Annotated in this window: 21 protein-coding genes; 11 read left to right on the forward strand and 10 right to left on the reverse strand. The window is 62.0% G+C overall.

Features of this window, described 5'->3' with window-relative positions:
* Positions 1-1,039: 1,039 nt before the first annotated feature.
* Complete coding sequence (locus RS887_RS23775) at positions 1,040-2,092, forward strand: WD40/YVTN/BNR-like repeat-containing protein (RefSeq protein ID WP_322617305.1); 1,053 nt, start codon at positions 1,040-1,042, stop codon at positions 2,090-2,092.
* Between the two features lie 28 nt (positions 2,093-2,120).
* A complete protein-coding gene (locus RS887_RS23780) occupies positions 2,121-4,505 on the forward strand; it encodes an RND family transporter (protein ID WP_322617306.1) in 2,385 nt (794 codons plus the stop codon).
* Positions 4,506-4,674: 169 nt separating this feature from the next.
* Here RS887_RS23780 and RS887_RS23785 read toward each other — a convergent pair whose 3' ends face one another.
* Both RS887_RS23785 and RS887_RS23790 read right to left on the reverse strand, forming a co-directional pair.
* Positions 4,675-5,394: a FadR/GntR family transcriptional regulator gene (locus RS887_RS23785; RefSeq protein WP_032829613.1), complete on the reverse strand. Its 720-nt coding sequence runs from the start codon at positions 5,392-5,394 to the stop codon at positions 4,675-4,677.
* A gap of 193 nt (positions 5,395-5,587) precedes the next feature.
* Positions 5,588-7,324, reverse strand: a complete 1,737-nt coding sequence (locus RS887_RS23790; protein WP_322617307.1) for an IlvD/Edd family dehydratase — start codon at positions 7,322-7,324, stop codon at positions 5,588-5,590.
* Between the two features lie 194 nt (positions 7,325-7,518).
* On the opposite strand from RS887_RS23790, the gene RS887_RS23795 reads away from it, so the two are divergent.
* The 9 genes from RS887_RS23795 to RS887_RS23835 all read left to right on the forward strand — a co-directional run bounded on the left by RS887_RS23795 (position 7,519) and on the right by RS887_RS23835 (position 14,504).
* Entirely contained in the window at positions 7,519-8,841 is a 1,323-nt protein-coding gene (locus RS887_RS23795; RefSeq protein ID WP_322617308.1) for an MFS transporter, read from the forward strand.
* Between the two features lie 175 nt (positions 8,842-9,016).
* The gene (araD1, locus tag RS887_RS23800; RefSeq protein ID WP_322617309.1) at positions 9,017-10,009 is read left to right on the forward strand and encodes an AraD1 family protein; all 993 of its coding nucleotides are present in this window, start codon (positions 9,017-9,019) and stop codon (positions 10,007-10,009) included.
* A 10-nt stretch (positions 10,010-10,019) separates the two neighbouring features.
* The gene (locus RS887_RS23805; RefSeq protein WP_322617310.1) at positions 10,020-11,600 is read left to right on the forward strand and encodes an aldehyde dehydrogenase (NADP(+)); all 1,581 of its coding nucleotides are present in this window, start codon (positions 10,020-10,022) and stop codon (positions 11,598-11,600) included.
* Positions 11,601-11,741: 141 nt separating this feature from the next.
* Entirely contained in the window at positions 11,742-12,080 is a 339-nt protein-coding gene (locus tag RS887_RS23810; protein ID WP_322617311.1) for a DUF5629 family protein, read from the forward strand.
* Positions 12,073-13,242 carry a lactonase family protein gene (locus RS887_RS23815; RefSeq protein ID WP_322617607.1) on the forward strand — a complete coding sequence of 390 codons (1,170 nt, stop codon included), beginning with the start codon at positions 12,073-12,075 and terminating at the stop codon, positions 13,240-13,242. The genes RS887_RS23810 and RS887_RS23815 overlap by 8 nt, the downstream gene beginning before the upstream one ends.
* A gap of 156 nt (positions 13,243-13,398) precedes the next feature.
* On the forward strand, positions 13,399-13,578 hold the full coding sequence (locus RS887_RS23820; protein WP_322617312.1) for a hypothetical protein: 180 nt from the start codon (positions 13,399-13,401) through the stop codon (positions 13,576-13,578).
* A gap of 218 nt (positions 13,579-13,796) precedes the next feature.
* A complete protein-coding gene (locus tag RS887_RS23825) occupies positions 13,797-13,922 on the forward strand; it encodes a hypothetical protein (RefSeq protein WP_008020073.1) in 126 nt (41 codons plus the stop codon).
* Between the two features lie 115 nt (positions 13,923-14,037).
* Positions 14,038-14,250: a hypothetical protein gene (locus tag RS887_RS23830; RefSeq protein ID WP_322617313.1), complete on the forward strand. Its 213-nt coding sequence runs from the start codon at positions 14,038-14,040 to the stop codon at positions 14,248-14,250.
* Positions 14,247-14,504: a hypothetical protein gene (locus RS887_RS23835; protein ID WP_085714892.1), complete on the forward strand. Its 258-nt coding sequence runs from the start codon at positions 14,247-14,249 to the stop codon at positions 14,502-14,504. The genes RS887_RS23830 and RS887_RS23835 overlap by 4 nt, the downstream gene beginning before the upstream one ends.
* Positions 14,505-14,617: 113 nt before the next feature.
* Here RS887_RS23835 and RS887_RS23840 read toward each other — a convergent pair whose 3' ends face one another.
* The 8 genes from RS887_RS23840 to RS887_RS23875 all read right to left on the reverse strand — a co-directional run bounded on the left by RS887_RS23840 (position 14,618) and on the right by RS887_RS23875 (position 26,206).
* The gene (locus RS887_RS23840) at positions 14,618-15,214 is read right to left on the reverse strand and encodes a glutathione S-transferase (protein ID WP_322617314.1); all 597 of its coding nucleotides are present in this window, start codon (positions 15,212-15,214) and stop codon (positions 14,618-14,620) included.
* Positions 15,211-18,852 (reverse strand): AAA family ATPase, encoded by a 3,642-nt coding sequence (locus RS887_RS23845; RefSeq protein WP_322617315.1) that lies wholly within the window; start codon positions 18,850-18,852, stop codon positions 15,211-15,213. Before RS887_RS23845 ends, RS887_RS23840 begins: the two co-directional genes overlap by 4 nt.
* Positions 18,849-20,093, reverse strand: a complete 1,245-nt coding sequence (locus RS887_RS23850) for an exonuclease SbcCD subunit D C-terminal domain-containing protein (RefSeq protein ID WP_322617316.1) — start codon at positions 20,091-20,093, stop codon at positions 18,849-18,851. Before RS887_RS23850 ends, RS887_RS23845 begins: the two co-directional genes overlap by 4 nt.
* 226 nt (positions 20,094-20,319) lie before the next feature.
* On the reverse strand, positions 20,320-21,969 hold the full coding sequence (locus RS887_RS23855) for a BatD family protein (protein WP_322617317.1): 1,650 nt from the start codon (positions 21,967-21,969) through the stop codon (positions 20,320-20,322).
* Complete coding sequence (locus RS887_RS23860; protein ID WP_322617318.1) at positions 21,966-23,699, reverse strand: tetratricopeptide repeat protein; 1,734 nt, start codon at positions 23,697-23,699, stop codon at positions 21,966-21,968. Before RS887_RS23860 ends, RS887_RS23855 begins: the two co-directional genes overlap by 4 nt.
* Complete coding sequence (locus RS887_RS23865) at positions 23,696-24,778, reverse strand: VWA domain-containing protein (RefSeq protein ID WP_322617319.1); 1,083 nt, start codon at positions 24,776-24,778, stop codon at positions 23,696-23,698. Before RS887_RS23865 ends, RS887_RS23860 begins: the two co-directional genes overlap by 4 nt.
* Positions 24,771-25,265 (reverse strand): DUF4381 domain-containing protein, encoded by a 495-nt coding sequence (locus RS887_RS23870; RefSeq protein WP_008020063.1) that lies wholly within the window; start codon positions 25,263-25,265, stop codon positions 24,771-24,773. Before RS887_RS23870 ends, RS887_RS23865 begins: the two co-directional genes overlap by 8 nt.
* Complete coding sequence (locus tag RS887_RS23875; protein ID WP_322617320.1) at positions 25,262-26,206, reverse strand: DUF58 domain-containing protein; 945 nt, start codon at positions 26,204-26,206, stop codon at positions 25,262-25,264. Before RS887_RS23875 ends, RS887_RS23870 begins: the two co-directional genes overlap by 4 nt.
* Between the last annotated feature and the right edge of the window lie 2 nt (positions 26,207-26,208).

The following is a 26,208-nucleotide window of genomic DNA, read 5'->3' on the forward strand; positions in this document are numbered from 1 at the left end:
GCAAACGCCCCAAAAGGAACCAAAAGGTCTCGCCCCGAACGTACGGCCCCTCGCCAAGGCTCGGGGTTCCTTCGCTCCGGCATTCATCCGGGGGCATTGCCCTCCGGTTTGCTTCGCTGCACCTACATGCAATGTGTTCGACTGCGTCGAACGGCGCTGCGCGCCCATCCCCGGATGAACACCTCCACTCAGCCTTCCGAGGGGGCGGGTGGATCAAGATCAAGAGCTGCAGGCGAGCTAACGCTCGGCCTGATGAGTGGTGAGGGGCGTGGGTGTACGCCGCTTTTTTTGCTCTTGCTTTTGCTTTTCTGTGGGAGCGAGCTTGCTCGCGAAGGCGGCCTGACAGCCGACCGAGTTCCCATCTGGCTTCACCCAATTTTTCAAAATTCCCTATTGGCTTTGGCTTTGGCTTTGGCTTTGGCTTTTGATCTTGATCTTGATCTTGATCTGGCTTTTGATCTTTCGCCCCTTCGGCAGGCCGAGCGTAGGTGTTCATCAGGGGGTTAGGCGCGTAGCGCCGTGCGGCGAAGCCGCACACATCGAGAGGAGGTCGTCGCGAAGCAGACCGTAGGCGATGCCCCCTGATGGACACCGTAGCGAGGGAACACCGAGCCTTGGCGAGGTGCCGTACGCCGGGGCGAAGCCTTTGGTTCCTTTTTGGCGTTTGAAAAAGGGACTCGCTGTAAGAGCGAAACCGCCAGCAGCCGTTACCGCAGAAATGGATATGTACGCCGATTGGAAAAGCAGCCATTACCGCAGCAACGGATATGTACACCGAACACAACCACCCACCCCAAAACCGCAATCACCCCACCTGATACCCAACCATTCAGAACAAGCCCCCATCCCCACCGGTTAACAAAACATAACGTGGCGTCGATTGTCAGACATTAAAAAACACCGATAGGATAAGCCAGCTTCCGAAGGGGCTCTGGATTGCGGCTTTCAGGACTATGCTCTGAAACAGCGGGTCCAGGCATGCACCCTTGCGGCGCCCAGAAAGGTTGAACGACCTAACAATAATAATGGGGGAAGGTCTATGAGTGAGCCTGTCATGGGTGTGGGTATCTGCCGCCCGCCGGCACTACGCAAATTCGCGTTGCTGGCTACAGCGCTCTCGCTGTTGGGCTCTGCCATGCTGTCGGCACCTGCGCTGGCCGCAGCGGCGCCAGCATCCGACGTTGTTTATTCCATTGAATCTGCCAAGGCTGCCAAAAGCCTGATGCTCGATGTCGTCCATGCCGGCAAGCGCCTGGTGGCGGTCGGGGATCGTGGGCACATCCTGTATTCCGATGACCAGGGCGCCAGCTGGACCCAGGCCAAGGTCCCGACCCGGGCCCTTCTGACGTCGGTGTTCTTTGTCGATGACAAGCACGGCTGGGCCGTCGGCCACGATGCGCAGATCCTCGCCAGCGAGGACGGCGGTGCGACCTGGACCAGGCAATTCGAAGATCTGAAACGCGAATCGCCGCTGCTCGACGTCTGGTTCCAGGACGTCAACAGCGGCTTTGCCGTGGGCGCTTATGGTTCGTTGATGGCCACCACCGATGGTGGAAAAAACTGGGAAGACGCCAGCGACCGCCTGGACAACGAAGACCAGTACCACCTGAACGCGATTGCCGCGGTCAAGGACGCCGGGCTGTTCATCGTCGGCGAGCAGGGCAGCATGTTCCGCTCTGCGGACTGGGGTCAGACCTGGGAAAAACTCGAAGGTCCGTACGAAGGCTCGCTGTTTGGCGTGATCGGCACGGCACAGCCCAATACGCTGCTGGCCTACGGACTGCGCGGCAACCTTTACCGTTCCACGGATTTCGGCAGCACCTGGGAGCAAGTCGAGCTCAAGGCCGAACGAGGTGACCTGGAATTCGGGCTGTCCGGCGGCACGCTACTCGACGATGGTTCCATCGTGATCGTCGGCAACGGCGGCTCGGTGATTCGCAGCAGCGACGATGGCGAAACCTTCACGGTGGTCAACCGTCCGGACCGTATTTCCGTCTCGGCAGTGACTGCGGCAGGCAATGGCAATCTGGTTCTGGCCGGGCAGGGCGGCGTTCGCGTCACTTCGCCAAACGGCACCGAGTCGGGCAAATGAGCCGGGTTAATAACAAGAAGGCGGAGCTATGACTTCCTTGAGTACTCATCATCAGGACAAGGCGACGTTCCTCGAGCGCCTGATCTTCAACAACCGCCCGGCAGTGATCACGATCTGCCTGCTGGTCAGTATCTTCCTGTTCTGGCAGGCCACGCTGATTCGTCCGTCCACCAGTTTCGAAAAGATGATCCCGCTGGAGCATCCCTTCATCCAGAAGATGATGGAGCACCGCAATGACCTGACGAACCTGGGCAACACCGTGCGGATTTCGGTGGAAGCCACCGACGGCGACATCTTCTCCAAGGAGTACATGGAGACCCTGCGTCAGATCAACGACGAGGTGTTCTACATTTCCGGTGTCGATCGTTCCGGCCTCAAGTCGCTGTGGAGCCCGAGCGTTCGCTGGACCGAAGTGACGGAAGAGGGCTTCGCCGGCGGTGAAGTGATTCCGCAAAGCTACAACGGCTCCCAGGCCAGCCTCGACCTGCTGCGCAACAACGTGCTCAAGTCCGGGCAGATCGGGCGGCTGGTGGCCAACGACTTCAAGTCGAGCATCGTCGACATTCCATTGCTGGAGTCCTACCCGGACCCGCAAGACCAGGGCAAGCTGCTGGCGCTGGACTATCGCAAGTTCTCCCACGAGCTTGAAGACAAGATCCGCACCAAGTTCGAAGCACAGAACCCGAATGTGAAGATTCACATCGTCGGTTTCGCCAAGAAAGTCGGCGACCTGATCGATGGCCTGGTGATGGTGGTGATGTTCTTCGGTGTCGCCTTCGTCATCACCCTGATCCTCCTGCTGTGGTTCACCAACTGCCTGCGCAGTACCGTCGCCGTGTTGAGCACGACGCTGGTGGCGGTGGTCTGGCAACTGGGGTTGATGCACTTTTTCGGTTTCGGGCTCGACCCCTATTCGATGCTGGTGCCGTTCCTGATCTTCGCCATCGGTATTTCCCACGGCGTACAGAAGATCAACGGCATCGCCCTGCAATCAAGTGAGGCAGACAACGCCCTGACGGCGGCGCGCCGGACTTTCCGTCAATTGTTCCTGCCGGGGATGATCGCGATCCTCGCGGATGCGGTGGGTTTCATCACGCTGCTGATCATCGATATCGGCGTGATCCGTGAGCTGGCCATCGGCGCGTCCATCGGTGTGGCGGTAATCGTGTTCACCAACCTGATCCTGCTGCCGGTGGCGATTTCCTATGTCGGCATCAGCAAGCGTGCCGTGGCCCGCAGCAAGAAAGACGCAACCCGCGAACATCCGTTCTGGCGCCTGCTGGCGAATTTCGCCAGCGCCAAAGTCGCACCGGTTTCCATTCTGCTGGCGCTGATCGCCTTTGGGGGCGGCCTCTGGTACAGCCAGAACCTGAAGATCGGCGACCTCGACCAGGGTGCCCCGGAGCTGCGTCCGGACTCGCGCTACAACAAGGACAACAACTTCATCATCAACAACTACTCCACCAGTTCCGATGTGTTGGTGGTGATGGTCAAGACCAAGGCCGAAGGTTGCTCGCGCTACGAAGCCATGGCACCGATCGACGAGTTGATGTGGAAGATGCAGAACACCGAGGGCGTGCAGTCGGCGATCTCGCTGGTGACCGTGTCCAAGCAGATGATCAAGGGCATGAACGAGGGCAACCTGAAATGGGAAACCCTGTCACGTAACCCTGATGTGCTGAACAACTCCATTGCCCGCGCTGACGGTCTGTACAACAACAGCTGTTCCCTGGCGCCGGTACTGGTGTTCCTCAACGATCACAAGGCCGAGACCCTGGATCGCGCGGTGCATGCGGTGCAGGAGTTCGCCAGGGAAAACAACAAGGAAGGCCTGGAGTTCATCCTTGCGGCCGGTAACGCCGGTATCGAGGCGGCCACCAACGAGGTGATCAAGAAGTCCGAGCTGACCATCCTGATTCTGGTGTACATCTGCGTTGCGGTCATGTGCATGATCACCTTCCGCTCGTGGGCGGCGACCCTGTGCATCGTGCTGCCGCTGGTGTTGACCTCGGTACTCGGCAACGCCCTGATGGCCTTCATGGGCATCGGCGTGAAAGTGGCGACCCTGCCGGTCGTGGCGCTTGGGGTGGGGATCGGCGTGGACTACGGCATCTACATCTACAGCCGTCTGGAAAGCTTCCTGCGTGCCGGCCTGCCGCTGCAAGAGGCGTACTACCAGACGCTGAAATCCACCGGTAAGGCCGTGCTGTTCACCGGTCTGTGCCTGGCCATCGGCGTGTGCACCTGGATCTTCTCGGCCATCAAGTTCCAGGCCGACATGGGGCTGATGCTGACCTTCATGCTGCTGTGGAACATGTTCGGTGCGCTGTGGCTGTTGCCGGCACTGGCGCGATTCCTGATCAAGCCTGAGAAGCTGGCGGGGCAGAAGGGCAACTCGTTGTTCGCCCACTGATCCAGGCTGAAATGAAAAAGCCGCAACCTCAGGGTTGCGGCTTTTTTATATCTCGAATTCGCACCAGTCCCTGTTGTAGGAGCGAGCTTGCTCGCGATGGAGTGTCAGTCGGAATCGATGTGGCTGACACACCATCGCGAGCAAGCTCGCTCCTACAGGGGGCCGGTGATTAAGCGGGATCGCTGCCCAGCACCACATTCAACGCACTACGCGCATCATCCAGTTGCACCAGCGTCGCATGCCGCGCGCCGAGGGCGTCGCGGTTTTCGATGGCGGTCAGGATCGCCTTGTGCCGGGGCAGCGCCAGCTCATGCAGGTTCGGCCGTTGGTTCGAGTGCTTCAAGGCTTCGGCGATGGCCACCGAGAGCATGTTGCACAGGTTGGCCAGCAAGTCGTTGTGCGTTGCATCGGCGATGCGGCTGTGGAAATCCAGGTCAGGCTGCAACAGCGCCTCCGGCGTCGGCGCGGCTTCCATGCGCTGGTAGGCTTCACCGATGGATGCAATGTCCGCTTCCGTGGCGAACTGCGCGGCGAGGGCGGCAGCGGCCGGTTCGATGATGCTGCGCACACTGGTCAGCAGGTCGAAAAACTGATTCTGCGGGCTGCTCTGCATCAACCAGTGCAGCACGTCCGGGTCGAGCATGTGCCAGTCCTTGCGCGGCTTGACCACGGTGCCGACGCGCGGGCGGGAATACACCAGGCCCTTGGCAACCAGTACCCGGGTGGCTTCACGCAGCACCGGTCGGCTGACCGCATATTCTTCGCACAACAGCGCTTCGGCGGGCAGTTTGTCGTCCGGCAGGAAACGTCCCGAGACGATCTGCATCCCCAGTTCCTGGACGATGCGCGAGTGCATGCTTTTGCGGTCGGAGGGTTTGCGGTAATCCATGGGGAACGGCGCGGTCCTGTGCGAATAGGTGTCGCGCATGATAGCAGGCGCGGGGAGGGAGGTCGCCAGAGCCTAAACTGTAGGAGCGAGCTTGCTCGCGATAAACCTGAGACCGCCGCGGGGTGTCAGGTTCCCCGCGTTATCGTTGAAGCCCATCGCGCGCAAGCTCGCTCCTACAGGGTGGGAGGTGGTGTCAGTGAGAGTGGCGCGGCACTTCGGCTCCGCGGCAGCCAACCAGGAAGTCGAAGTCACAACCCTGGTCCGCTTGCAGCACGTGGTCGATGTACAGCTGGCGGTAGCCACCCACCAGTAACTGCTGTGGCGGTTGCAGGTCGGCCATGCGCGCGGCCAGTTCGGCGTCCGGAATATCCAGGTGCAAGCGGCCGCTGGCGCAATCGAGTTCGATCCAGTCACCTTCCTTCACCGCAGCCAGCGGTCCACCGGCGGCCGCTTCGGGGGCGACGTGCAGGACAACGGTGCCGTACGCCGTTCCGCTCATGCGCGCATCGGAAATGCGCACCATGTCGGTCACGCCCTGGGCCAGCAGCTTGGCCGGCAAGCCCATGTTGCCCACCTCGGCCATGCCTGGATAACCCTTCGGCCCGCAGTTTTTCATCACCAGGATCGAGTCGGCATCCACGTCCAGTTCCGGGTCGTTGATCCGTGCCTTGTACATGTCGAAGTTCTCGAACACCACCGCACGGCCACGATGCTGCATCAACTCGGGCGTGGCGGCGGAAGGCTTGAGCACCGCGCCCAGTGGCGCCAGATTGCCGCGTAACACGCAGATGCCGCCATCGGCGCGGATCGGGTTGTCGAGGGTGCGGATCACTTCGTCCTCGCCATAGATCGGCGCGTCTTTGGTGTTCTCGCCGATGGATTTGCCGTTGACGGTCAAGGCATTCGGGTTCGGGATCAGGTTCGCTTCACCGAGGCGACGCAGCACCGCCGGCAAGCCGCCGGCGTAATAGAACTCTTCCATCAGGAAACGCCCGGACGGTTGCAGGTCGACAATGGTCGGCATGCCGCGACCGATACGGGTCCAGTCATTCAGGTCCAGCTCCACGCCTATGCGCCCGGCGATGGCTTTGAGGTGGATCACCGCGTTGGTCGAACCGCCGATGGCGGCATTGACGCGAATGGCGTTTTCGAAGGCTTCCCTGGTGAGGATCTTCGACAGTTTCAAGTCTTCGCGCACCATCTCAACGGCACGCATGCCGGACATGTGCGCCAACACGTAGCGGCGCGCATCAACGGCCGGAATCGCCGCGTTGTGGGGCAGGGAAGTACCGAGCGCTTCGGCCATGCAGGCCATGGTCGAGGCGGTGCCCATGGTGTTGCAGGTGCCGGCCGAGCGGGACATGCCGCCCTCGGCCGCGAGGAAGTCATCGATGCTGATGGTGCCGGCCTTGACCTGTTCGCTGAGCTGCCAGACCACGGTGCCGGAGCCGATGTCCTTGCCCTTGTGCTTGCCGTTGAGCATCGGCCCGCCAGTGACGACGATGGCCGGCACGTCGCAACTGGCGGCGCCCATCAGTAACGCCGGGGTGGTCTTGTCGCAACCGGCCAGCAGCACGACGCCGTCAATCGGGTTGCCGCGAATGGCTTCCTCCACGTCCATACTCGCCAGGTTGCGGGTGAGCATGGCGGTCGGGCGCAGGTTCGATTCGCCGTTGGAGAACACCGGAAACTCCACCGGGAAGCCGCCGGCCTCGATCACCCCGCGTTTGACGTGCTCGGCAATCTGGCGGAAATGCGCGTTGCACGGGGTCAGTTCCGACCAGGTGTTACAGATGCCGATGATCGGCTTGCCATGGAACTGGTGGTCGGCGATGCCCTGATTCTTCATCCAGCTGCGGTACATGAAGCCGTTCTTGTCGGCCGTGCCAAACCATTGGGCCGAGCGCAGGGTGGGTTTCTTATCAGACATGATCGATTCTCTTATTGTATGACTATATTGTTCGAGCTGAGGCGTAACATAAGCTCAAATCCCGCGCTTTGGAAGTGTTGTTGAGTAAATAGTATTACTATATAGTCCACTCAAACGGAGGGATGGTCCTGGCGAACATTTCGCGAGAGGCGTCCCCCGAGGTTCCATAACAACAACAATCGGAGACCGATCTCATGAGCCAGGAACTGCGGCTTATCCGTCGCATCACGCTGAAACTGATTCCCTTCCTGATCCTGCTGTACCTGATCGCCTATGTGGACCGCTCCGCCGTGGGGTTCGCCAAGCTGCACATGGGCGCCGACATTGGCCTGGGCGATGCGGCTTACGGCCTCGGCGCCGGGCTGTTCTTCATTGGCTACTTCCTGCTGGAAATCCCCAGCAACCTGATGCTCGATCGTTTCGGTGCCCGGCGCTGGTTCGCGCGAATCATGGTCACCTGGGGCGCCATCACCATCGGCATGGCGTTCGTCCAGGGGCCGAACAGCTTCTATCTGATGCGCTTCCTGCTCGGTGCGGCCGAGGCCGGGTTCTTCCCCGGTGTCCTGTACTACATCACCCAATGGTTCCCGGTGCGCCATCGCGGCAAGATCCTCGGGTTGTTCATCCTGTCGCAACCCATTGCGATGATGATCACCGGCCCGGTGTCCGGTGGCTTGCTGGGCATGGACGGCGTGTTGGGGCTGCACGGCTGGCAGTGGCTGTTCATCGTCATTGGCACCCCGGCGATCCTGCTGACCTGGCCGGTGCTGCGTTACCTGCCGGACGGCCCGCAACAGGTGAAGTGGATGGACCAGGCGGAAAAGGACTGGCTCAGTGGCGAGCTGAAAAAGGATCTGGACGCGTACGGCCAGACCCGCCATGGCAATCCGCTGCACGCCCTCAAGGACAAGCGCGTCCTGCTGCTGGCGCTGTTCTACCTGCCGGTGACCCTGAGCATCTATGGCCTGGGCTTGTGGCTGCCGACCTTGATCAAGCAATTCGGCGGCAGCGATCTGGTGACCGGTTTCGTTTCCGCGGTGCCGTACATCTTCGGGATCATCGGCCTGCTGATCATTCCACGCAGTTCCGATCGTTTGAATGACCGCTACGGCCACCTCGCCGTGCTTTACGTGCTGGGTGCGATTGGTCTGTTCCTCAGCGCCTGGCTGTCGGTGCCGGTGCTGCAACTGGCGGCGTTGTGCCTGGTGGCATTCGCACTGTTCTCCTGCACGGCAGTGTTCTGGACCTTGCCGGGCCGCTTCTTTGCCGGCGCCAGTGCGGCGGCGGGGATCGCCTTGATCAACTCCGTGGGCAACCTCGGTGGCTACCTCGGTCCATTCGTGATCGGCGCACTCAAGGAATACACCGGCAACCTGGCTTCGGGGCTGTACTTCCTGTCTGGCGTGATGGTGTTCGGGTTGGTGTTGACTGGCGTCGTCTATCGCCTGCTGGAACGCCAGCACGTGTTGCCGGCGGATGAGTTTGCGGCGAGTGCGCGTGGAGCGTCCCGTACCTGAGTCTGAGGATTCACACGGATTAAAACTGTGGGAGCGGGCTTGCTCGCGAAGGGGTCATCAGATTCAACATTGCTGGTGGCTGACACTCCGCCTTCGCGAGCAAGTCGGATCGCCGCACCGCCGCTCCCACATTGGTTCTGCGGTGTTCTGACGTATTGTTTACAGGAGAAGATTCATGCGTTTGGTTCAGTTCGAGTTGAGTAACGGCGAGCGCCGTGTCGGCGTTGTCGAGGCGGGCCTGGTCCGTGAAGTGCAGGACGCGCGCACGGTTCGCGATCTGGCATTGGCGGCGATCGAGGCGGGCGCAAGCCTTGAGCAACAGGTGCAAGACCAGGGGCTGGGCATCAGCCATGACTATGCCGAACTGCTGACGAAACGGCGCATCCTGCCGCCGCTGGACCATCCGGACCCGGCGCACATGCTCATCAGCGGCACAGGCCTGACCCATCTGGGCAGCGCGTCGGCCCGGGACAAGATGCACCAGCAAAGTGGCGACGAAGCGGCGCTGACCGACACCATGCGCATCTTCAAATGGGGCGTGGAGGGCGGCAAACCGGCAGCGGGTGAAGCCGGTGTGCAGCCGGAATGGTTCTACAAGGGCGACGGCAGCATTGTCGTGCGGCCAGGCCAACCTTTTCCTCTGCCACCGTTCGCCGAGGATGCCGGTGAAGAGCCCGAGATCAGTGGCCTGTACGTGATTGGTCATGACGGCAAACCGTATCGCCTGGGCTTTGCCGTGGGTAACGAATTCTCCGATCACGTCATGGAACGCAAGAATTACCTGTATCTGGCTCACTCGAAACTGCGCAGTTGCAGCTATGGCCCGGAATTGCGGGTCGGCGAACTGCCGCAGCATCTGGCGGGCACCAGTCGCATCCTGCGCGACGGCGAAGTGCTGTGGCAGAACGAGTTTCTCAGTGGCGAGGCGAACATGTGCCACAGCCTCGCCAACCTGGAATTCCATCATTTCAAGTACAGCCAGTTCCTGCGCCCGGGGGATGTGCACATTCACTTCTTCGGCACCGCGACCCTGTCCTTCGCCGACGGCATTCGCACGCAACCGGGGGACGTGTTCGAGATCACCCAGGCCGAATTCGGTGCGCCGTTGATCAACGGCATCGCACCGGTCGCAGCGGCTTTCGAGCCCGGCACCGTCGGCACACTTTGAGGATTTACCCATGACCCGGATTCTTGGTCACAACTACATCGGCGGCCAACGCAGCGCTGTCGGTAGCATCAAGTTGCAGAGTGTCGATGCGACGACGGGCGAAGCCTTGCCCCATGATTTTTATCAGGCGACAGAGCAGGAGGTCGCTGCGGCGGCCACCGCCGCGGCGGCCGCGTATCCGGCCTATCGCAGCCTCAGCGCGGAGCGACGGGCGCAGTTTCTCGATGCCATTGCCGATGAACTGGATGCCCTCGGTGATGATTTTGTCGCTGTGGTCTGCCGCGAAACGGCGTTGCCCGCAGGCCGGATTCAAGGCGAGCGTGGACGCACCAGCGGCCAGATGCGCCTGTTTGCCAAAGTCTTGCGTCGCGGTGATTTCTACGGCGCACGGATCGACCGGGCATTACCCGAGCGTCAGCCGTTGCCGCGTCCGGACCTGCGCCAATACCGTATCGGCCTCGGGCCGGTGGCGGTGTTCGGTGCCAGCAACTTTCCGTTGGCGTTCTCCACCGCCGGCGGTGATACCGCATCGGCACTGGCCGCCGGGTGCCCGGTGGTGTTCAAGGCCCACAGCGGTCACATGGCCACGGCTGAACGGGTGGCCGACGCAATCATTCGCGCTGCCGAGAAAACCGGCATGCCGGCGGGCGTGTTCAACATGATCTACGGCGCTGGTGTCGGCGAGGCACTGGTCAAGCATCCGGCGATTCAGGCCGTGGGTTTCACCGGTTCGCTCAAGGGCGGTCGTGCCTTGTGCGACATGGCCGCGGCCCGTGCACAACCGATTCCGGTGTTCGCCGAGATGTCGAGCATCAACCCGGTGATCGTGCTGCCGCAGGTATTGCAGGTGCGGGCCGATACCGTCGCCCGGGATTTGACCGCGTCGGTGGTTCAGGGCTGCGGGCAGTTCTGCACCAATCCCGGTTTGGTGATTGGCATTCGCTCGGCGTCATTCAGCGTCTTTGTGCAGCAAGTGGCCGGGTTGATGGCAGATCAGCCGGCGCAAACCATGCTCAACGCCGGCACCTTGAGCAGCTATGGCCAGGGCTTGCAAAAACTGCTCGCGCATCCGGGCGTCAAGCACCTGGCCGGTCATCCGCAGCAGGGCAATCAAGCGCAGCCGCAGTTGTTCAAGGCCGATGTCAGCTTGCTGATCGACGGCGATGAAGTGCTGCAGGAGGAAGTGTTCGGTCCGACCACGGTGGTGGTTGAAGTGGCCGATCATGCACAACTGATGGCCGCCTTGAACGGCCTGCACGGCCAATTGACAGCCACTGTCATTGGCGAGCCGGCGGACTTCGAGCAGTTCACAGGGCTGACTGCGATGCTGGAACAGAAGGTCGGGCGAATCCTGCTCAATGGCTATCCGACAGGCGTGGAGGTCTGTGATTCGATGGTCCACGGCGGACCTTACCCGGCAACGTCCGATGCACGTGGTACGTCGGTGGGTACACTGGCCATCGATCGCTTCCTGCGGCCGGTGTGTTTCCAGAACTACCCCGACAGTTTGCTGCCGGATGCGCTGAAGAACGGCAATCCGCTGCGTATCCAGCGATTGGTGGATGGCCAGCCATCGCGTGAGGCGCTGTAACAGACAAACACAATCCCTGTGGGAGCGGGCTTGCTCGCGAAGAGGGAGTGACAGTCACTATTGATGTCGACTGACACGCTGCCTTCGCGAGCAAGCCCGCTCCCACAGGTTGGTCATTCCGGATGAGGGGAATGCGGTGCCATGAGCTATCATTGCGGTTTTCCCACCCAAAGATTGACTGCCATGACTGCCGCAACCGACACCCTGCTCAATGCCCTCGAACACTGTGGAATGGTGGAAATCGATGGGCTGCATGCCTTCGAATTCGCCCTTGATGTCGATGACAACCTGCATATCGAATGCATGGACGGCCGCGCGGCCAAACACTGGGAGTTCACCCCGGCGCAGATCCAGGCCGCGACCTTCGATACCTCGCTGCAAAGCTGGTTGATCACCGGTGACTCGGGTGAACACCGTTTGGTGTGCCTGGGCGATGTCGTCAGCGGTGACAACGAAGATGACGACCAAGGCGATGCGTAACCTCTGGCCACTGTTGATGGCCGGCAGTATCGGTGCGATGGGGGTTCAGGCTGCGTCCGCCGACGACTATCAACTGCTCGTGGGTTCCTACACCGCCGGTCAGAGCCAGGGGATCTACCGCCTGGCTTTCGACAGCAGCACCGGGCAGATCAATGCCAGGCCCCTGCAAGTGATCAAAAGCGAGAATCCTTCGTGGCTGACCCTGTCGAAGGACCAGCGACACCTGTTCGTGGTCAATGAAAATGGCCCGGGTCAGGCCGATCCGGTAGGGCGCGTCAGCAGTTACTCGATTGATCCCAAGACCCATGCGCTGAGCCTGATCAGCCAGGTACAAAGCCTGGGTAACGAGCCGACCCATTCCAGTCTCAGCGCCGATGGCAGCCATCTGTTTGTCAGCAATTACTCGGTGGCCGAAGACCCGGGCGGCACCCTCGCGGTAGTGCCGGTGGCGGCCGATGGCAAGCTCAAACCTGTGGTGCAGATGAGCAGCCACCCGGCGAGCCGGGTCAATCCCGAGCGCCAGGCCTCGGCCCACGTGCATTCGACGATCCCGTCGCCGGACGGCAGATACGTGTTCTCCAACGACCTGGGCGCCGACAAGGTGTTTGCCTACCGCTTTGACCCCAAGGCCAACCCGGAACTGCCATTGACCCCGGCCACCCCGGCATTCGTGCAATTGCCGCCTGGTAGCGGACCCCGTCATCTGCTGTTCAGCACCGATGGCAAACACGCCTGGCTGGCCATGGAAATGAGCGCCCAGGTGGCAGTGTTCGATTACCACGACGGCCAACTCGAGCAGACGCAGATGGTCGATCTGGCCGCCGGGCAACCAATCTCAGACAAGGCAGCCGCGGCACTGCATGCCTCAGCCGACGGCAAGTACCTCTACGTCAGCAACCGTGGCACGGCCAATCAACTGTTGGTGTTTGCCATTGATCCAGCAACCGGCCACCTCAGTGAGCTGCAACGGCGGGCGGTGGAGGGCGATCACCCGCGGGAATTCAGCCTCGATCCGAGCGGCAGATTCCTGTTGATCGCCAACCAGAAGAGCAACCGGATTGTCGTCGTCGAACGCGACGTCAGGACCGGTTTGCTGGGCAAGACTGTGCAAAAACTGCCGATGGACGCGCCGAGCGACCTCGGGTTTTTACTGCGTCAATAAGCCGCAGGCCCCGGTTCATGGGGCCTGCCTGCTTTTATCAATGACGCTGATATCTGGTAATGCTACAAAGCATTTCAAGGCATGAACCCTCGAGGGTTAAGTTTGCTTCACGGCCCCACCGGGCAAGCAAGCCAACTGAATCCGAGGAATACCGCCATGAACTTCAACATCTTCTCTGTCATCGCCGCTTCCGCCATTTCTGCCACCGTTGCGCTGCCAGCCAGTGCCAACGTTGAAATCAGTGACAAAAAAGCCCACGCCCAGAGCTACACCCAGAAGTACCTGCAACAGAGCGCCAACTTCTACGCCGCGCTGGATCACAAAACCCAAGCCTGAACGTTCACCCCTGCCTTTATGCAGGAGCGAAGTCACTGATGATCGAAGACCCTTGCGTTGAAAACCCGAGTGTCGAAAACGATCAGAGTGATGTCGCTCCTGCATAACGCATTTACGACAGCATCAAATTGCTATCAATGCCGCACTTGATATCACATCGCCATGAGTTTAAATTGACGCTGATTTTTTGACTCCCCCTTACGGCAAGGATCGGCAGCATGGTGACGCGTCTGGCATTGGTTCTTCTGTTTCTCTATTCCACTCCCATTTTGTCGGCAGCCGACCCTGTTCCGGGTGAGCCGGATGCTGGCCGCGAACGCTTGATGAGTTTTATTGAAGACTGAAATAGTCTGGCTTAATGATCAACGACGCTGATGGTCACTATGGATAACCCTGAGTGGTTACCCAGGCTTTTTTGATCGATTCTGTGGGCATTGAAACATGCCTGCGGAGAACATCATGGCCAGCGCAATTCTCACTTCTGCCAAACACGGCGCCTATGTGGCGATCGGTCTTTACCTTGCCATGGTGCTGGTGGTCAGCCTTTCAGCCCAGTCGCAATCCAACTTCGAAGCACCGATCCAGGTCGCTCATCCCGGCATCCAGTTTGAACAGCGTGCGCAAAGCGCAAGCGTTGATCAGGCTGAACTCGCAGGAGTCGTCGGCGCATGAAAGGGCACAGACTTTGGGTCATCGCCTTCCTGGCGTTCATGACCAACGGATCCTCCCTGTTGGGGATCGGACAGGGCTCGGCGGGATCGGTGGCACGGGCCATCGAAGCCAATCACAACATTGCCCGCAACATCGAAAACGCCAATGCCCAGGGCATGCTGGCCGGCAATCCGCCGATCAGGAGTGAAGGTGTGGTTTTCGGGCCGTTCCAGGTCGATTGCTCGGCGATCGGGATGTGTGGGGTGCTGGCCTGAATCCTCGATACACCGCTGACCCTTGTAGGAGCCAGCCTGCTGGCGATGGTGTATCAGTTGACGCTGTTGTGCCTGACACACCATCGCCAGCAAGCTGGCTCCTACAAGAGCGGTTATTTCTTCATGATTGATGTGAACAGGTCTGACTCCAAAAGCCGCTGTAGCCATGCCTGCAAGCGCAGGTAAGGCGTCTGCCCGAACCACTCGCGATCCACATGTGCAAACTGCCGTATGAACGGCATCAACGCCACATCCACCAGAGTCGGATGGTCCGCCAGCAAATAGTCGTGCTCTTCCAGCAACTGATCCAACCTGCGCAAGAACACTTCGCCCTCGCCACGATAAACCTCCATCGGCTGCTCGGGATAACGCTCGGCGTACTTGTAGCGATTCAAGTGCACCTTGAACACCTGATCGTTCTGTTCGATCAGAGGGGCGATGTGTGCCGCTGCGTCAGGATCATCCTTGAGCAACCAGTCCTGCGGATCGTTCTGCGTCAGCGCCCAGCGCATGATGTCGAGGCTTTCGTCGATCACCCGGCCATCGGCGCTCAGTACCGGCACCGTGCCTTTGCCCGACAGCGCGAGCATCTCGGCGGGTTTGGCCTTCAGGCTGACTTCGACGATGTCCACGGCCACGCCCGAATAACGCAGGGCCATGCGTGCGCGCATGGCGTACGGGCAGCGGCGGAAGGAATAGAGCCTGTTCATTTCACCTCCAGGGTGCTCAGGCCGTTGCCCTGGCGGTGGACCTGAATCTGCACCGGAATCCGTTCGTGCATTTCCTGTACGTGGGAAATCACCGCGACCTTGCGGCCCTGGGCCTGCAAGCCGTCGAGGGCGTCCATGGCGAGTTGCAGGGATTCGGGATCGAGGCTGCCGAAGCCTTCGTCGATGAACAGCGACTCGATTTTCAGTGTGCTCGACGCCATCGACGCCAGGCCGAGGGCCAGCGCCAGCGAGACCAGGAAGGTCTCGCCACCGGACAGCGAATGCACCGAGCGCAGTTCGTCGCCCATTTCGGTGTCCATCACCAGCAGGCCGAGCATGCTGCCGCCGCGCTTGAGGCGATAACGGCGCACCAGTTGCCGCAATTGCACGTTGGCGTGGTGCACCAGCAGGTCGAGGTTGTAGGCCTGGGCGATCTTGCGGAAGGTGTCGCCGGTGGCAGAGCCGATCAACGCATTCAAGCGTGCCCAGCGTTGATACTCGCCGTAGGCGTCGGCGATTTTCTGCGCCAGGGCCTGATTGGCGTTCTGCCGGCGCTGGTCCTCGGCCTGTTCGGCGCGCAGTTCGGCGCAGTGTTGCTCGCTGGTGGCGGCCAGGTTTTGCAGGTCGATCAGCGCACTGGCCAACTGCTTGGCATCAAGGTTGCCGTTGTGTTGTGCCTGGTGATCGAGCAAGCGCTTGTCGCGCTCCTGCACCAGGACGCTGGCCTGTTCGATGGCTTTTTCGCTGTGCTGCAAGCGCTGGCGCAGTTCGCTGACCTGGGTGTCATCGATGCGCAGCAAGTCTTCGAGGCCGCCGTCATCCAGCTCGGGATGGCGGGCACGCCAGTCGCCGATCTTGCCGGCGAGCTCACGCTCTTCAGCTTCCAGTGCGTGCAAGCGCTCTTGCTGGGCCTTGAGCTCGGCGGCGATTTGCACTGACTGCGTGACGACGCTTTGCAGTGTTTGCGCCGTGCTGGCTTCGGCGCTGCGCGCCTGTTCCACGGCCTGTTCCAGTTGCTGCTGCCAATGCTCGGCGCTGCTGTGTTCGCCGAGTAATTGCCCGAGCGTGTGCTGGCTCGCCTGTTGCTGCTCCGCCAGCCCGGTGAACTGCTGTTCGGCGGCCTGCAATTGCTGTACGCGGCTTTGCTGGCGATCCTGTTCCTTCTCCAGGTGTTGCTGGCGCAGTTGCTGTTCGGCCAGTTCTTCCTTTTGTTGTTCCAGTTGCGCCAGGCGCTCGGCGATCTGCCGGTCGAGCTGCATGAAGGTCGCGGCCGGTTCGACGCGCAGCGCTTGCAGGGTCTCGGCCGGCAGCAGGCTGGCGAATGCCTTGAGTTCTTCGTCCAGGCGCTGGCGGTCGTTGCCGAGTTCGCGCTGTTGATTGCCAAGGTGCTGGGCCGCTTGCTGGTGCGCGGTTTCGGCATGACGCAGTTGCTGGGTCAGGCGTGCGGCATCCTGTTGCAGGGTGAGCAGCGCGCTCTGACGTTGCTCATCCTGGCTGATGCTCTGGTTGAGCTGACTGTTTTGCTGGACGAGCCAGGCATCGCGTTTGGCGGCATCCTGATTCAGCAGTTGGGCAGCCAGCGGGTGCGCTTCCAGGCTCGGGGTGAGTGCATGCTGCCGGGTTGCCAGTTGCTCCTGCTGTTGCAGCAGTTCCTTTTGCTGGGCGATCAGCCCGCCGACTTCGGCTCGCAAGTCAGTGAGTTTTTCCTTGAGCAGGTCGACGGCCTTCTGGGCGTTGGCCTGTTCGCTCTCATCAAAACGACCGAGGCTTTGCAGCAGCGCCTCCGGCTGATGATACGGATGTTCGTTGCTGCCACAGACCGGGCAAGGCTGATCGTCCTGCAACTGTGCGCGCAGCTCTTCGACACTGGCACTGCGCGCCAGACGCTGGCGCTCCAGCAGTTCGCGCGTGACGTTGAGGGTCTGCTCGGCAACGCTCAGATCAGCCTTGGCCTTGACCCCGTCCTGGGTCAGGCGTTCACGTTCCTGCTGCGCGGTGACCTGGCGCTGTTGGAGTTCTGTACCGCGCTTGTCCAGGTCCTGCTGGCTGGCCCAAAGGCGCGCAAGGTCTTCGACGGCGCGCAGTTGTTTACGGTTGTCCTGCAACAGGCTACCCAGGATGCCGATCTGCTCGGCGACGGCATCCGGTTCGGCACCGGCCTCCTTGAACAGCACCTCCAGTTGCTGCTTCTGCGCGGTGAGTACTTGTTCGGTGCTCGCGGCGTTTTGTTCGAGGCTGGCCAGTTCGGCCTGGCCCTGATTCAGTCGATTGCCGATCAGCATCAACTGTTGCAGGCGATCACGGTAGGCATTCCAGGCATCGCTCAGGGGTGCCAGATGCGTGCTTTGCTCCAGCTCGGTGGCGATGCGCTGCAAATCCCCGGCGCCACGGGCTTGCTGATCGAGCAAGGTCTGAATCGTGCCCTGGCCCTGGGTGCAGGCCTGTTGCGCCTGTTGCCTGGCTTCGGCGCTGAGGGCGGTGTCCTTGGCCAGGCGGGCGAGGGTGCTTTGGGCTTCGAAGGCCTGACGCAGCAAAGGCGCGCTGTCAGCTTGTCGCTGTTGGGTTTCACTCAAGGCAATCCGGGCGCTGCCGAGCTGTTGTTCAAGCTGCGTCTGGCGCTCGCCGAGTTCGCCATGTTGCTGCGTCTGCAAGGCAATTTGCGCGGCCAAGGGTGTGAGCAGCGCATCGACCTCGGCTTTACGGGCGAACTGGTGCCGTTGCGGAGCCAGCTGTTCAAGGCGGGTGAGCCTCAAGCGCTCACTGGCCAAGGCCTCCCAGTGGGTCTGCGCCGATTGCAGTTGTTCGCTGGCGGCCAGATGCTCGTCCTGCAATCGACGCAGGTCCTTGAGCCAGGTGTCCTGCAGTTCGAGCTGTTTGAGCTGCGCCTGTTGGGTCTTGAGGTGCTGCTGTGCCTGGTTGAAGCGCTCGTCCAGTTCCGCGCGGGCTTCAGTCGACAGCGGCGTTACCCCGCTGGCCTGGTCCTGCAACAGCTTATGGGCCTCGCGCGCCTCCTTGGTCTTGTCGAAGGCCCGACGACCAAGACGCGTGTAGAGCGCCGTGTCGGTGAGTTTTTCCAGCAGCTCGCTGCGGTCGTTGTCGTCGGCCTTGAGGAATGCGCTGAACTCGCTTTGTGCCAACAGCACGGCGCGGGTGAACTGTTCGAAGTTCAGCCCCAGCGCGGTTTCGAGCTGAATCTTGTATTCGCCTTTCTGGCTGGCGAGCAATTGATCCTGATCGATGTCACGCAAGCTCTGGCGGCTGGCCTGCAGCTTGCCGGCGGCCTTGTCCCGAGCGCGATTGGCTTCCCAGCGGGCGCGGTAACGACGGCCGTCGACACCGACGAAATCCACTTCCGCATAACCTTCGCCCGTGCCGCGACGCAGCAGGGTCCGCGGGTCACCCGTGCCGATTTCGCCGTCGGCGTCCGGCACCTTGGCGTCGCGGCCGGTGTTGTTCAAGCGTGGTACGGCGCCAAACAGCGCCAGACACAGCGCATCGAGCAGGGTGCTTTTTCCAGCACCGGTGGGGCCGGTGATGGCGAACAGTCCGGCACTGGCCAGGGGTTCGGCGGTAAAGTCGATTTCAAACGGCCCGGCCAGCGAGGCGAGGTTTTTCAGGCGGATCGCGAGGATTTTCATGGCTGTTCGCTCTCCATCTGCACGTCCTGCAACAGCTCGGCAAAGTCCTTGAGGGTCTGCTCGTCGACCTCGCTGCCGTAGTTGTCCTGCCAGGCGCGGCTGAACAGTTCCTGAGGTGTGAGCTGGTCCAGCTCGATCAGTGTGTTGCCATCCTCGACGCCGTCCCGGCTGCCGTTGCCGGCGTATTCCGCGGCAATGCGCACCAGGCGCACGGCCTTGCCCTGCAGGGCGGTTTCCACTTGATTGCGCAGGTCGGGCTGCGGTTCATCAAGGCGCACCCGCACCTCCAGCCACGGCTGGCGCTGGATGTCGGCCAACAGATCGATGTTCGGCAGATCCGCCAGTTGCAGCAGAATCTCGCTCAATGGCGCCGGGCCGATGCGTTGCAGATTGACCGCGCGAGGGATCAGTTTCGGCTCGACGCTGACCAGGGTTTCGCCGTCGAGCCTGATGTCCAGAATCTGGTGCTGATAGCTGATCTCGGAGAACGACAGCGGGATCGGCGAGCCGCTGTAACGGATGCGTTCCTCGCCGTTGACCTTCTGCGGTTTGTGCAAGTGGCCGAGGGCAACATAGCTGATGCTCGGCCCGAACAGGCTGGCGGGCAGGGCTTCGGCATTGCCGATGATCAGGCTGCGCTCGGAGTCTTCCGACACCGAACCGCCGGCCATGTGCGCGTGGCTGATGGCGATCAGCGCCTGGCCTTTCTTGCGCTTTGCGTTCGCCGCCTCGATCAGCCATTCATGGACCTGGCCAATGCCACGCAGGTAGTTGTCGCCCAGATGCGCGCCGGTGACTTCGGCAGGGCGCAGGAACGGCAGCGCCAGGCACCAGGCGACGGTTTTGCCCTCGGCGTCCGGCAGTGGCAACAGCAAGCGCTCGGCATCCAGTTGCCCGTCATCCAGCCACAGCACACGACCGAGCGCATGGGTGCGCAGGCGGCGCATCAACGGCGCGGGCAATTCGATCCGCGAGCCGGAATCGTGGTTGCCGGCAATCATCACGATGGTCAGCATTGGCTGCTGTTCGTGGGCGCTGACGATGAAGTCGTAGAGGCGTTCCTGGGCTTTGACCGGCGGATTGACCGTGTCGAAGATATCACCGGCGATCAACAGCACATCCGGCTGATCGAGCTTCAATTGACGCAGCAGCCAGTCGAGAAAACAGCCGTGTTCGAAATCGCGATCCTGGCCGTGCAGGTTCTGCCCGAGGTGCCAGTCGGAGGTGTGAAACAAGCGCAAGGCGGACTCCGTAGGAAAAAAGGTGATGGCCACGTGGGAAGATGGTGGTGGCTAAAGGAGTGGGAGTTTACTGGTAAACACGTTGGAGGTGGTCCGGCTCCGATTTTGCGGACGTACTCGATTGACTGTGGGAGCGGGCTTGCTCGCGAAGGCGGTGTATCAGACACATCATCATTGAATGTTCCGCCGCATTCGCGAGCAAGCCCGCTCCCACAGGTTTGAAGTATTACTTGGGATAAAGCGGCGGCAACCCACTGTCGCCGACCGGATCCTGAACCCGTTCGGCCATCGGGATCGCCTTGATCGCCCGCCACAATTCGTCACCTTGCCAATACTGGCCGGTTTCGCTGTACAGCGCGCCGTTCAGGCCGTCGAGGGCATCGGACAGCGGCACGAAGCGGGCGGCCATGTCGGCCAGGGTTTCCGGTTGTTGCCGGGCCCAGGCGTCGAGGGCCTGGCGGGTGGCATGGGAGTCGTTGGCCTGGCAGGCGCGCTTGAGGTCGTCAAGCACGGTGCGCGGGCTCGGGCCGGTTTGAGCGGCACGCGCCACCGCCGGTTGCCAGCGGCCACGCCACCAGAGGCCGAAGCCGAGCAGAGTGGTGCAGGCCAGAATCAGGGTACTGAGCTTCCAGCGCCAGAGCGCTTGGCTGTCGGCGCCGGCATCGACCGCTGAGGCGCCGGCCGGGGTGTCGACCGCCAGGCTCGGATTGGCCGCCACACGCAACGTGCGCGCGGGCAAGCTGCTGTGTTCCAGATGGTCTTCGAAGGTGTTCCACCACACCAGGTCGACGGTGGGCAGTTCGATGGCGCCGGTCCGTGTCGGCACCAGGGCCTCGCGGTCTTCACGACTGCCGACCAGGCCGCGTTCGCTGTTCTGGTTGCCGAGCACCGGTTGATCCGGGTAGCGGCGCAGACCGCCGACATCGGTGCCGGGCAGCGGTGGCAGTTGGGTGCTGGACAAGCCTTCGGCCGTCACTGTCAAGCTGCGGGTCAAGGAATCGCCAACCTGGGCATGATCCGGCTCCGGGTTCCAGCTTTCGCTCAGGGTCAGGCTGCGCGCAGGCAGCCAGGGGGCATCGGCCGGATAGGTGATGGGTTTGGCCTTGACCGTCAACAGCAGTTCGGCCGAGGTCACGCGCATCAGCTTGCCGGATTTCGGCCCCTGGGCGCTGTCCTGTACCGGTTGCGCATCGACCAGCGCAGCGTTGAAGACCTGCGCCGGAATGATCAGTTCGCCGCTGTGTTGCGGGTAGATCGCATAGCGCATTTCGATCACGCCATGGCGCAGCCCATCGATGTCTTTTTCGTAGGTGCGTGAGTCGCCCAATTGCTCGATGCGTGCATCAGGTATCTGCAAGGGCGGCAGGCTACTGTCGTCGTACAGCGACACCGAATGGTAGATGCGCAGGGTCAGGATCGCCTGGGCCTGAACGTACACGCTGGTTTGATCGAGGCTGGCATCAATGAACACCGCGGCCCGTTTGTCCGGGTTGTCCGGTGTTTCGCTCTCGACCACTTGCAGGGTGATAGGCTGGCTCTGCAGTTCGCCCAGTTGCAGTGGCGGAATCACCACGCTGCCGTTTTGCCGGGGCAGAAGGGTGACGATCCAGCGGGTGGTGGCCCGGTTTTCGCCGCTGAGGGTGTTCAGCTGGTTGACCTGGCGTGTGCCGCGCACTTCGAACAACGGCTCCAGCGGTGTCATGTCGGGTTTGCCGAACTGTGTCACGTCGGTGGATTCCAGAGTCAGCTCGACCGTCTCGCCCGAGCTCAGGCGACTGCGGTCCACACTGGCGACCAGCTCTGCGGCCTGTGCCTGAACGGTGCAGAACAACAGGCCATGCAGCAGCGCGAGCAATAAAACGGTGAAGCGGGTCATCGAGTTTTTTCCTGATCCTGATGTTGCTGCTGTTCATACCAGAATTTGCGCCGCAGCAGCTCACCGGGGTCATCCGGGATCTGCCGTAACCACTGCTCCAGCGCCTGACGCTGTTCACCTTCGATGCTGTCGGTGGCCGGGCGCAAGGGCGGCGTCGTGTGCTGTTCGTCACCCAATTGACTGCCTGGTACTTCGTTGGCTCCAGGCTTGGGGGGCGACGTGGACGGATGCCTGGTGTCGGCGTCAGCCTGCGGTTCTTGCGCCTGCGGCTCGCCGCTGTCCGAAGGCTGCGTCGTGGCACCGGGCGGTGTTTGCTGCTCACTGGCCTGGGGCTCGTCGCTGGTGGCAGGCTCTGCGGAGGGCGGGTTGTTTTTCTGCTTGAGCAACTCTTCCACCAGCGCCTTGTTGGTCAGCGCCGGGCGCAAATCCGGTTGGCGTTCCAGCGCCTGTTCGTAAGCGTCCAGGGCAGCCTCCAGCTCACCACTTTTGGCCAGGGCGTTGCCCCGATTGTAGTGGGCATGGGCATCGTTGCCCTCGGCAAACCGCTCGGCGGCGCCCGCGTAGTCTCCGGCTTCATAGAACGCCATGCCTTGCCATTGATGGTCTTCGAAGCGCCGCGCGGCCTCGGCCGGACGCTGGTGTTTGAGTAATTGCACGCCTTGTTGATCAGGACGCAGCCACAGGTCTGCGAAGTCGAAAGCGTAGCCGGGTTGCGGCAGCGCCAACAGCAGCGGCAGGCAGAGCAGCCAGCCCCGGCGTCCCGCGCAGGCCGCGAGCAGCAACAGTGGCAGCAGCAGCCAGTAACCCTGGTCGGCCCAGGTGTCGAGGCGTAGCGTCTGGCCGTCATTGCGCAGGTGACGCGGACCGTCGAGCAGGCCGAGGGCGCGCAGGTCGCTGTCGTCCAGGCGGGCGGGGCGATAGCGTCCGTCGAGATCGCGGGCGAAGGCTTTCAGGCCAGGCTCGTCCAGGCGCGGTACGAGGATCGCGCCTTGTTCGTCCTTGAGGAAACTGCCGTCTTCCTGGGTGATCGGCGAGCCTTCGGCGGTGCCGATGCCGAGCATCAGAAACTGCGTCGATTTGCCCGCCATGGCGCGGCGAATTCCCAGGCGTTCGTCTTCTGTCAGGGATGAGCCGATCAGCAGGATCCGCCCGTCACCGAGTGCGCCCTGATCCAGCAGGGCCAGGGCCTTGATTACCGCCAGATCGGCGCGGTGGCCGGCCTCGGGCATCAATGACGGTTTGAGGGCATCGAGCAGGTTGTGGCTGGTGGACAGGTCATCGGAGAGCGGCACCAGCGTATGCGCGCTGCCGGCGTAGACGACGATCGCAGTCTGGGCATCGCTGCGAACTTGCAGCAGATCGAACAGCTTGCGCCGGGCCTGTTCCAGCCGATTGGGCGCGACATCGGTGGCGAGCATTTCCGGGGTCAGTTCAAGAATCACCACCAACGGGTCGGCGGGCTTCTGGCTGGTTTGCTCGACGCGTTCCCAACTCGGGCCCAGCAGCGCCAGTACGGTCAACAACCACGCCGCGCCGAGCGCGACCCAGGGCAATTTACTGTCACGACCACTGCCACCGCTGAGCAGTGCTGCGTGAAAGGCTGGAGGTAGAATCATCTGCCAGCGCCCGGCGCGCTTCTTGCGGTGCCAGAGCTGCCAGAGCAACCAGCCAAGCACCGGCAGCAACAGTAGCCACCAGGGGCGGAACCAGTAGGGCCACAGCGCACTCATCGGCGCCTCCGCAGACGCAGGCGTTTGAGACGCTGGCGCCAGTCAGGCAGCAATTGGGTTTGCAAAAACAGATCCTTGGTAAACAGGCGTTGCAACGGGTTGTCCGGCCAGAGTACGGGGGCCACCAGCAGCATGCTCAACAGCAGTGCCAGCGCCAGGGGCCATTGATACAACGCCTGGGCCGGACGGGCCTGGGTCGGTTGCTGGGCCACGGGTTCCAGTTGATCGAGGGTTACCTTGATCGATTGCAGTTCCTTGCCATCGTGGGCGCGGAAGTACTGGCCGCCTGTAGCCTCGGCGATTGCCTTGAGGGAAGGTTCGTCCAGGTCCAGGCTCGGGTTGACACCGAGGAAGCCTACGGAGCCACTTTGTTCCGGATCGGCACCGATGCCGATCGGGTAGATCTTCACATCTTCCCTGGCCGCCAGTCGGGCGGCGGTGAGCGGATCGATTTCACCGGCATTATTGGCCCCGTCGGTGACCAGAATCAGCACGCGGCTCTGTGCCGGACGTTGGCGCAGGCGTTTGAGCGCAAGGCCGATGGCATCGCCGATGGCGGTGTTTTTGCCAGCAATGCCGATGCGTGCCTCATCGAGCCAGACGCGCACGGTGTGGCGGTCGAAGGTCAGTGGCGCTTGCACGTAGGCCTGGCTACCGAACAGGATCAGGCCGACCCGGTCACCTTCGCGACTTTCGAGAAAGTCGCCGAGCAGATGCTGGACCAGCGAAAGGCGACTGACGTCTTCTTCCTGCCACTGCATGTCGGGAAAATCCATCGAGCCCGAAACGTCCACCGCGACCAGCAAGTCGCGGCCACTGGCGGCGATCGGTAACGGTTCACCCAGCCACTGCGGGCGTGCGGCGGCCATCAGCAGCAGCAGCCACAGCAAAATGAACGGCGACTGTTGGCGCCAGGCCGGCAGATTGGCGCGGGCGCGGCGGCCGGCGAGGCCTTCCAGATCGCTTAGAAAACTGACCTTGAGCGCCGGCTCGCCACTGTCGGCGACCGGCAGGATGATGCGCATCAACCACGGCAAGGGCAACAGGGCGAAGATCCACGGCCAGGCGAACTCAAACATGCTTGCGAATCCATGTGTCGACGGCCTGGGTCAGGCCGGCGATGGCCTTGTCATCAAGTTTGCATTCGGGTTTGTAGGCACCTTCCACGAGCACCATCCAGCGGGTCAGGCCGGCTGCCGGGCAGCGGTTGTCGAGGAACGCCAGCCATTTGCGCCCGTTGAGGGTATGGCTCTGGCTGTAGGGATAGTGGTTGCGGCACAGGCGCTTGAGCAAGCCGTTGAGTTGCTGCAGCCAGGCACCGGCCGGTGCACCGTCGTAGGGCTTGGGCATCAGCGCCAATTCGGCCAGCGCTGCCAGGCGAACCGGGTCCAGCGGCTGTTCGGCGCGCACCACGGGGCGTTTGCGAGGAATGAAGCGCCGCAGGTTCCACAGTCCGTAGCCGAGTAGCGGCAGCAACAGCAGCAGTATCCACCAGCCCGGCGCGGGCGGCCAAAAGTCGATCGGCGGCGGAGAAATCAGCGGTTGCAGTTGTTCCAGTCCGCTCATCGACCTTTCCCCGGCTTCTGTGGGTTCAGGTACTCGCGCAGTTGCTCGACCATCTCGCTCTGGGTACTCAAGGGCATCAGCAAGACGCCCAGCTTCTGCGCGAGCAGCTCCCAGCGAGCGATGCGTGCTTCGGCCAGGGCCCGGTAAGTCTGGCGCAGGTCGAAATTCAGGGTGTCGAGCTCCAGTTGCGCACCGCGCTCGGCGAAACGTAAAAGGCCGGCGGCGGGCAGGGCATGATCCAGAGGATCGGACAACGGCAGCAGCAACAGGTCGCAATGGCGGGATAACAGGCTCAGCTGTTGCTCGGCACTTTCCGAAAGGGAACGTTCGTCGCAGATCACCACCACCAGGCTGCCCGGGCGTGACACTTCCCGGGCGCGGCGCAGGGCGATACCGAAGGCGTCACGGTCCGGCTCGATTTCGCTGTTGAGCGACTGATTGACCCGCACCAGCCGGTTGAGCAACTGCAGCAGGCTTTGCTTGCTGCGCCGAGGCTTGATTTCGTAGTGCTCATTGTCGCCATACACCAGCCCGCCGACCCGATCGTTGTGGCCCAGGGCTGCCCAACCGATCAGGCTCGCCGCCTGTGCGGCGAGCACCGACTTGAACATCTGACCCGAGCCGAAAAACAACCGGCGGCTTTGTTCGACCATGATGAAAATCGGCCGTTCGCGTTCTTCGTGGAACAGCTTGGTGTGGGGCTCCTGGGTGCGCGCAGTCACGCGCCAGTCGATGGTGCGCACATCGTCGCCGGCCTGATAGACGCGCACCTGATCGAAGTCGACGCCACGCCCGCGCAATTTGGAATGGTGCAGGCCAATCAGCGGGCTGCGCTGGCTCGGCGTGGAAAACAGCTGCACTTCGCGCACGCGATGGCGCATCTCGATCAGGTCGGCGAGGCTGACACGGATGCCCGGCTCGGGCGGCAGGCTGACGTTCATCG

Source organism: Pseudomonas sp. BIC9C (assembly GCF_034541995.1).
In the GTDB taxonomy this organism is placed as follows: domain Bacteria; phylum Pseudomonadota; class Gammaproteobacteria; order Pseudomonadales; family Pseudomonadaceae; genus Aquipseudomonas; species Aquipseudomonas fluorescens_CC.

Excerpts from the sequence above, each read along its gene's own strand:
- RS887_RS23855 (WP_322617317.1), bottom strand. The coding sequence starts at position 21,969 with ATGACCCGCTTCACCGTTTTATTGCTCGCGCTGCTGCATGGCCTGTTG.
- RS887_RS23865 (WP_322617319.1), bottom strand. The coding sequence starts at position 24,778 with ATGTTTGAGTTCGCCTGGCCGTGGATCTTCGCCCTGTTGCCCTTGCCG.
- RS887_RS23790 (WP_322617307.1), bottom strand. The coding sequence starts at position 7,324 with ATGTCTGATAAGAAACCCACCCTGCGCTCGGCCCAATGGTTTGGCACG.
- RS887_RS23825 (WP_008020073.1), top strand. The coding sequence starts at position 13,797 with ATGGTGACGCGTCTGGCATTGGTTCTTCTGTTTCTCTATTCCACTCCC.
- RS887_RS23795 (WP_322617308.1), top strand. The coding sequence starts at position 7,519 with ATGAGCCAGGAACTGCGGCTTATCCGTCGCATCACGCTGAAACTGATT.
- RS887_RS23815 (WP_322617607.1), top strand. The coding sequence starts at position 12,073 with ATGCGTAACCTCTGGCCACTGTTGATGGCCGGCAGTATCGGTGCGATG.
- RS887_RS23840 (WP_322617314.1), bottom strand. The coding sequence starts at position 15,214 with ATGAACAGGCTCTATTCCTTCCGCCGCTGCCCGTACGCCATGCGCGCA.
- RS887_RS23860 (WP_322617318.1), bottom strand. The coding sequence starts at position 23,699 with ATGAGTGCGCTGTGGCCCTACTGGTTCCGCCCCTGGTGGCTACTGTTG.
- RS887_RS23775 (WP_322617305.1), top strand. The coding sequence starts at position 1,040 with ATGAGTGAGCCTGTCATGGGTGTGGGTATCTGCCGCCCGCCGGCACTA.
- RS887_RS23820 (WP_322617312.1), top strand. The coding sequence starts at position 13,399 with ATGAACTTCAACATCTTCTCTGTCATCGCCGCTTCCGCCATTTCTGCC.
- RS887_RS23785 (WP_032829613.1), bottom strand. The coding sequence starts at position 5,394 with ATGGATTACCGCAAACCCTCCGACCGCAAAAGCATGCACTCGCGCATC.
- RS887_RS23835 (WP_085714892.1), top strand. The coding sequence starts at position 14,247 with ATGAAAGGGCACAGACTTTGGGTCATCGCCTTCCTGGCGTTCATGACC.
- RS887_RS23875 (WP_322617320.1), bottom strand. The coding sequence starts at position 26,206 with ATGAACGTCAGCCTGCCGCCCGAGCCGGGCATCCGTGTCAGCCTCGCC.
- RS887_RS23830 (WP_322617313.1), top strand. The coding sequence starts at position 14,038 with ATGGCCAGCGCAATTCTCACTTCTGCCAAACACGGCGCCTATGTGGCG.
- RS887_RS23810 (WP_322617311.1), top strand. The coding sequence starts at position 11,742 with ATGAGCTATCATTGCGGTTTTCCCACCCAAAGATTGACTGCCATGACT.
- RS887_RS23805 (WP_322617310.1), top strand. The coding sequence starts at position 10,020 with ATGACCCGGATTCTTGGTCACAACTACATCGGCGGCCAACGCAGCGCT.
- RS887_RS23845 (WP_322617315.1), bottom strand. The coding sequence starts at position 18,852 with ATGAAAATCCTCGCGATCCGCCTGAAAAACCTCGCCTCGCTGGCCGGG.
- araD1 (WP_322617309.1), top strand. The coding sequence starts at position 9,017 with ATGCGTTTGGTTCAGTTCGAGTTGAGTAACGGCGAGCGCCGTGTCGGC.
- RS887_RS23780 (WP_322617306.1), top strand. The coding sequence starts at position 2,121 with ATGACTTCCTTGAGTACTCATCATCAGGACAAGGCGACGTTCCTCGAG.
- RS887_RS23870 (WP_008020063.1), bottom strand. The coding sequence starts at position 25,265 with ATGAGCGGACTGGAACAACTGCAACCGCTGATTTCTCCGCCGCCGATC.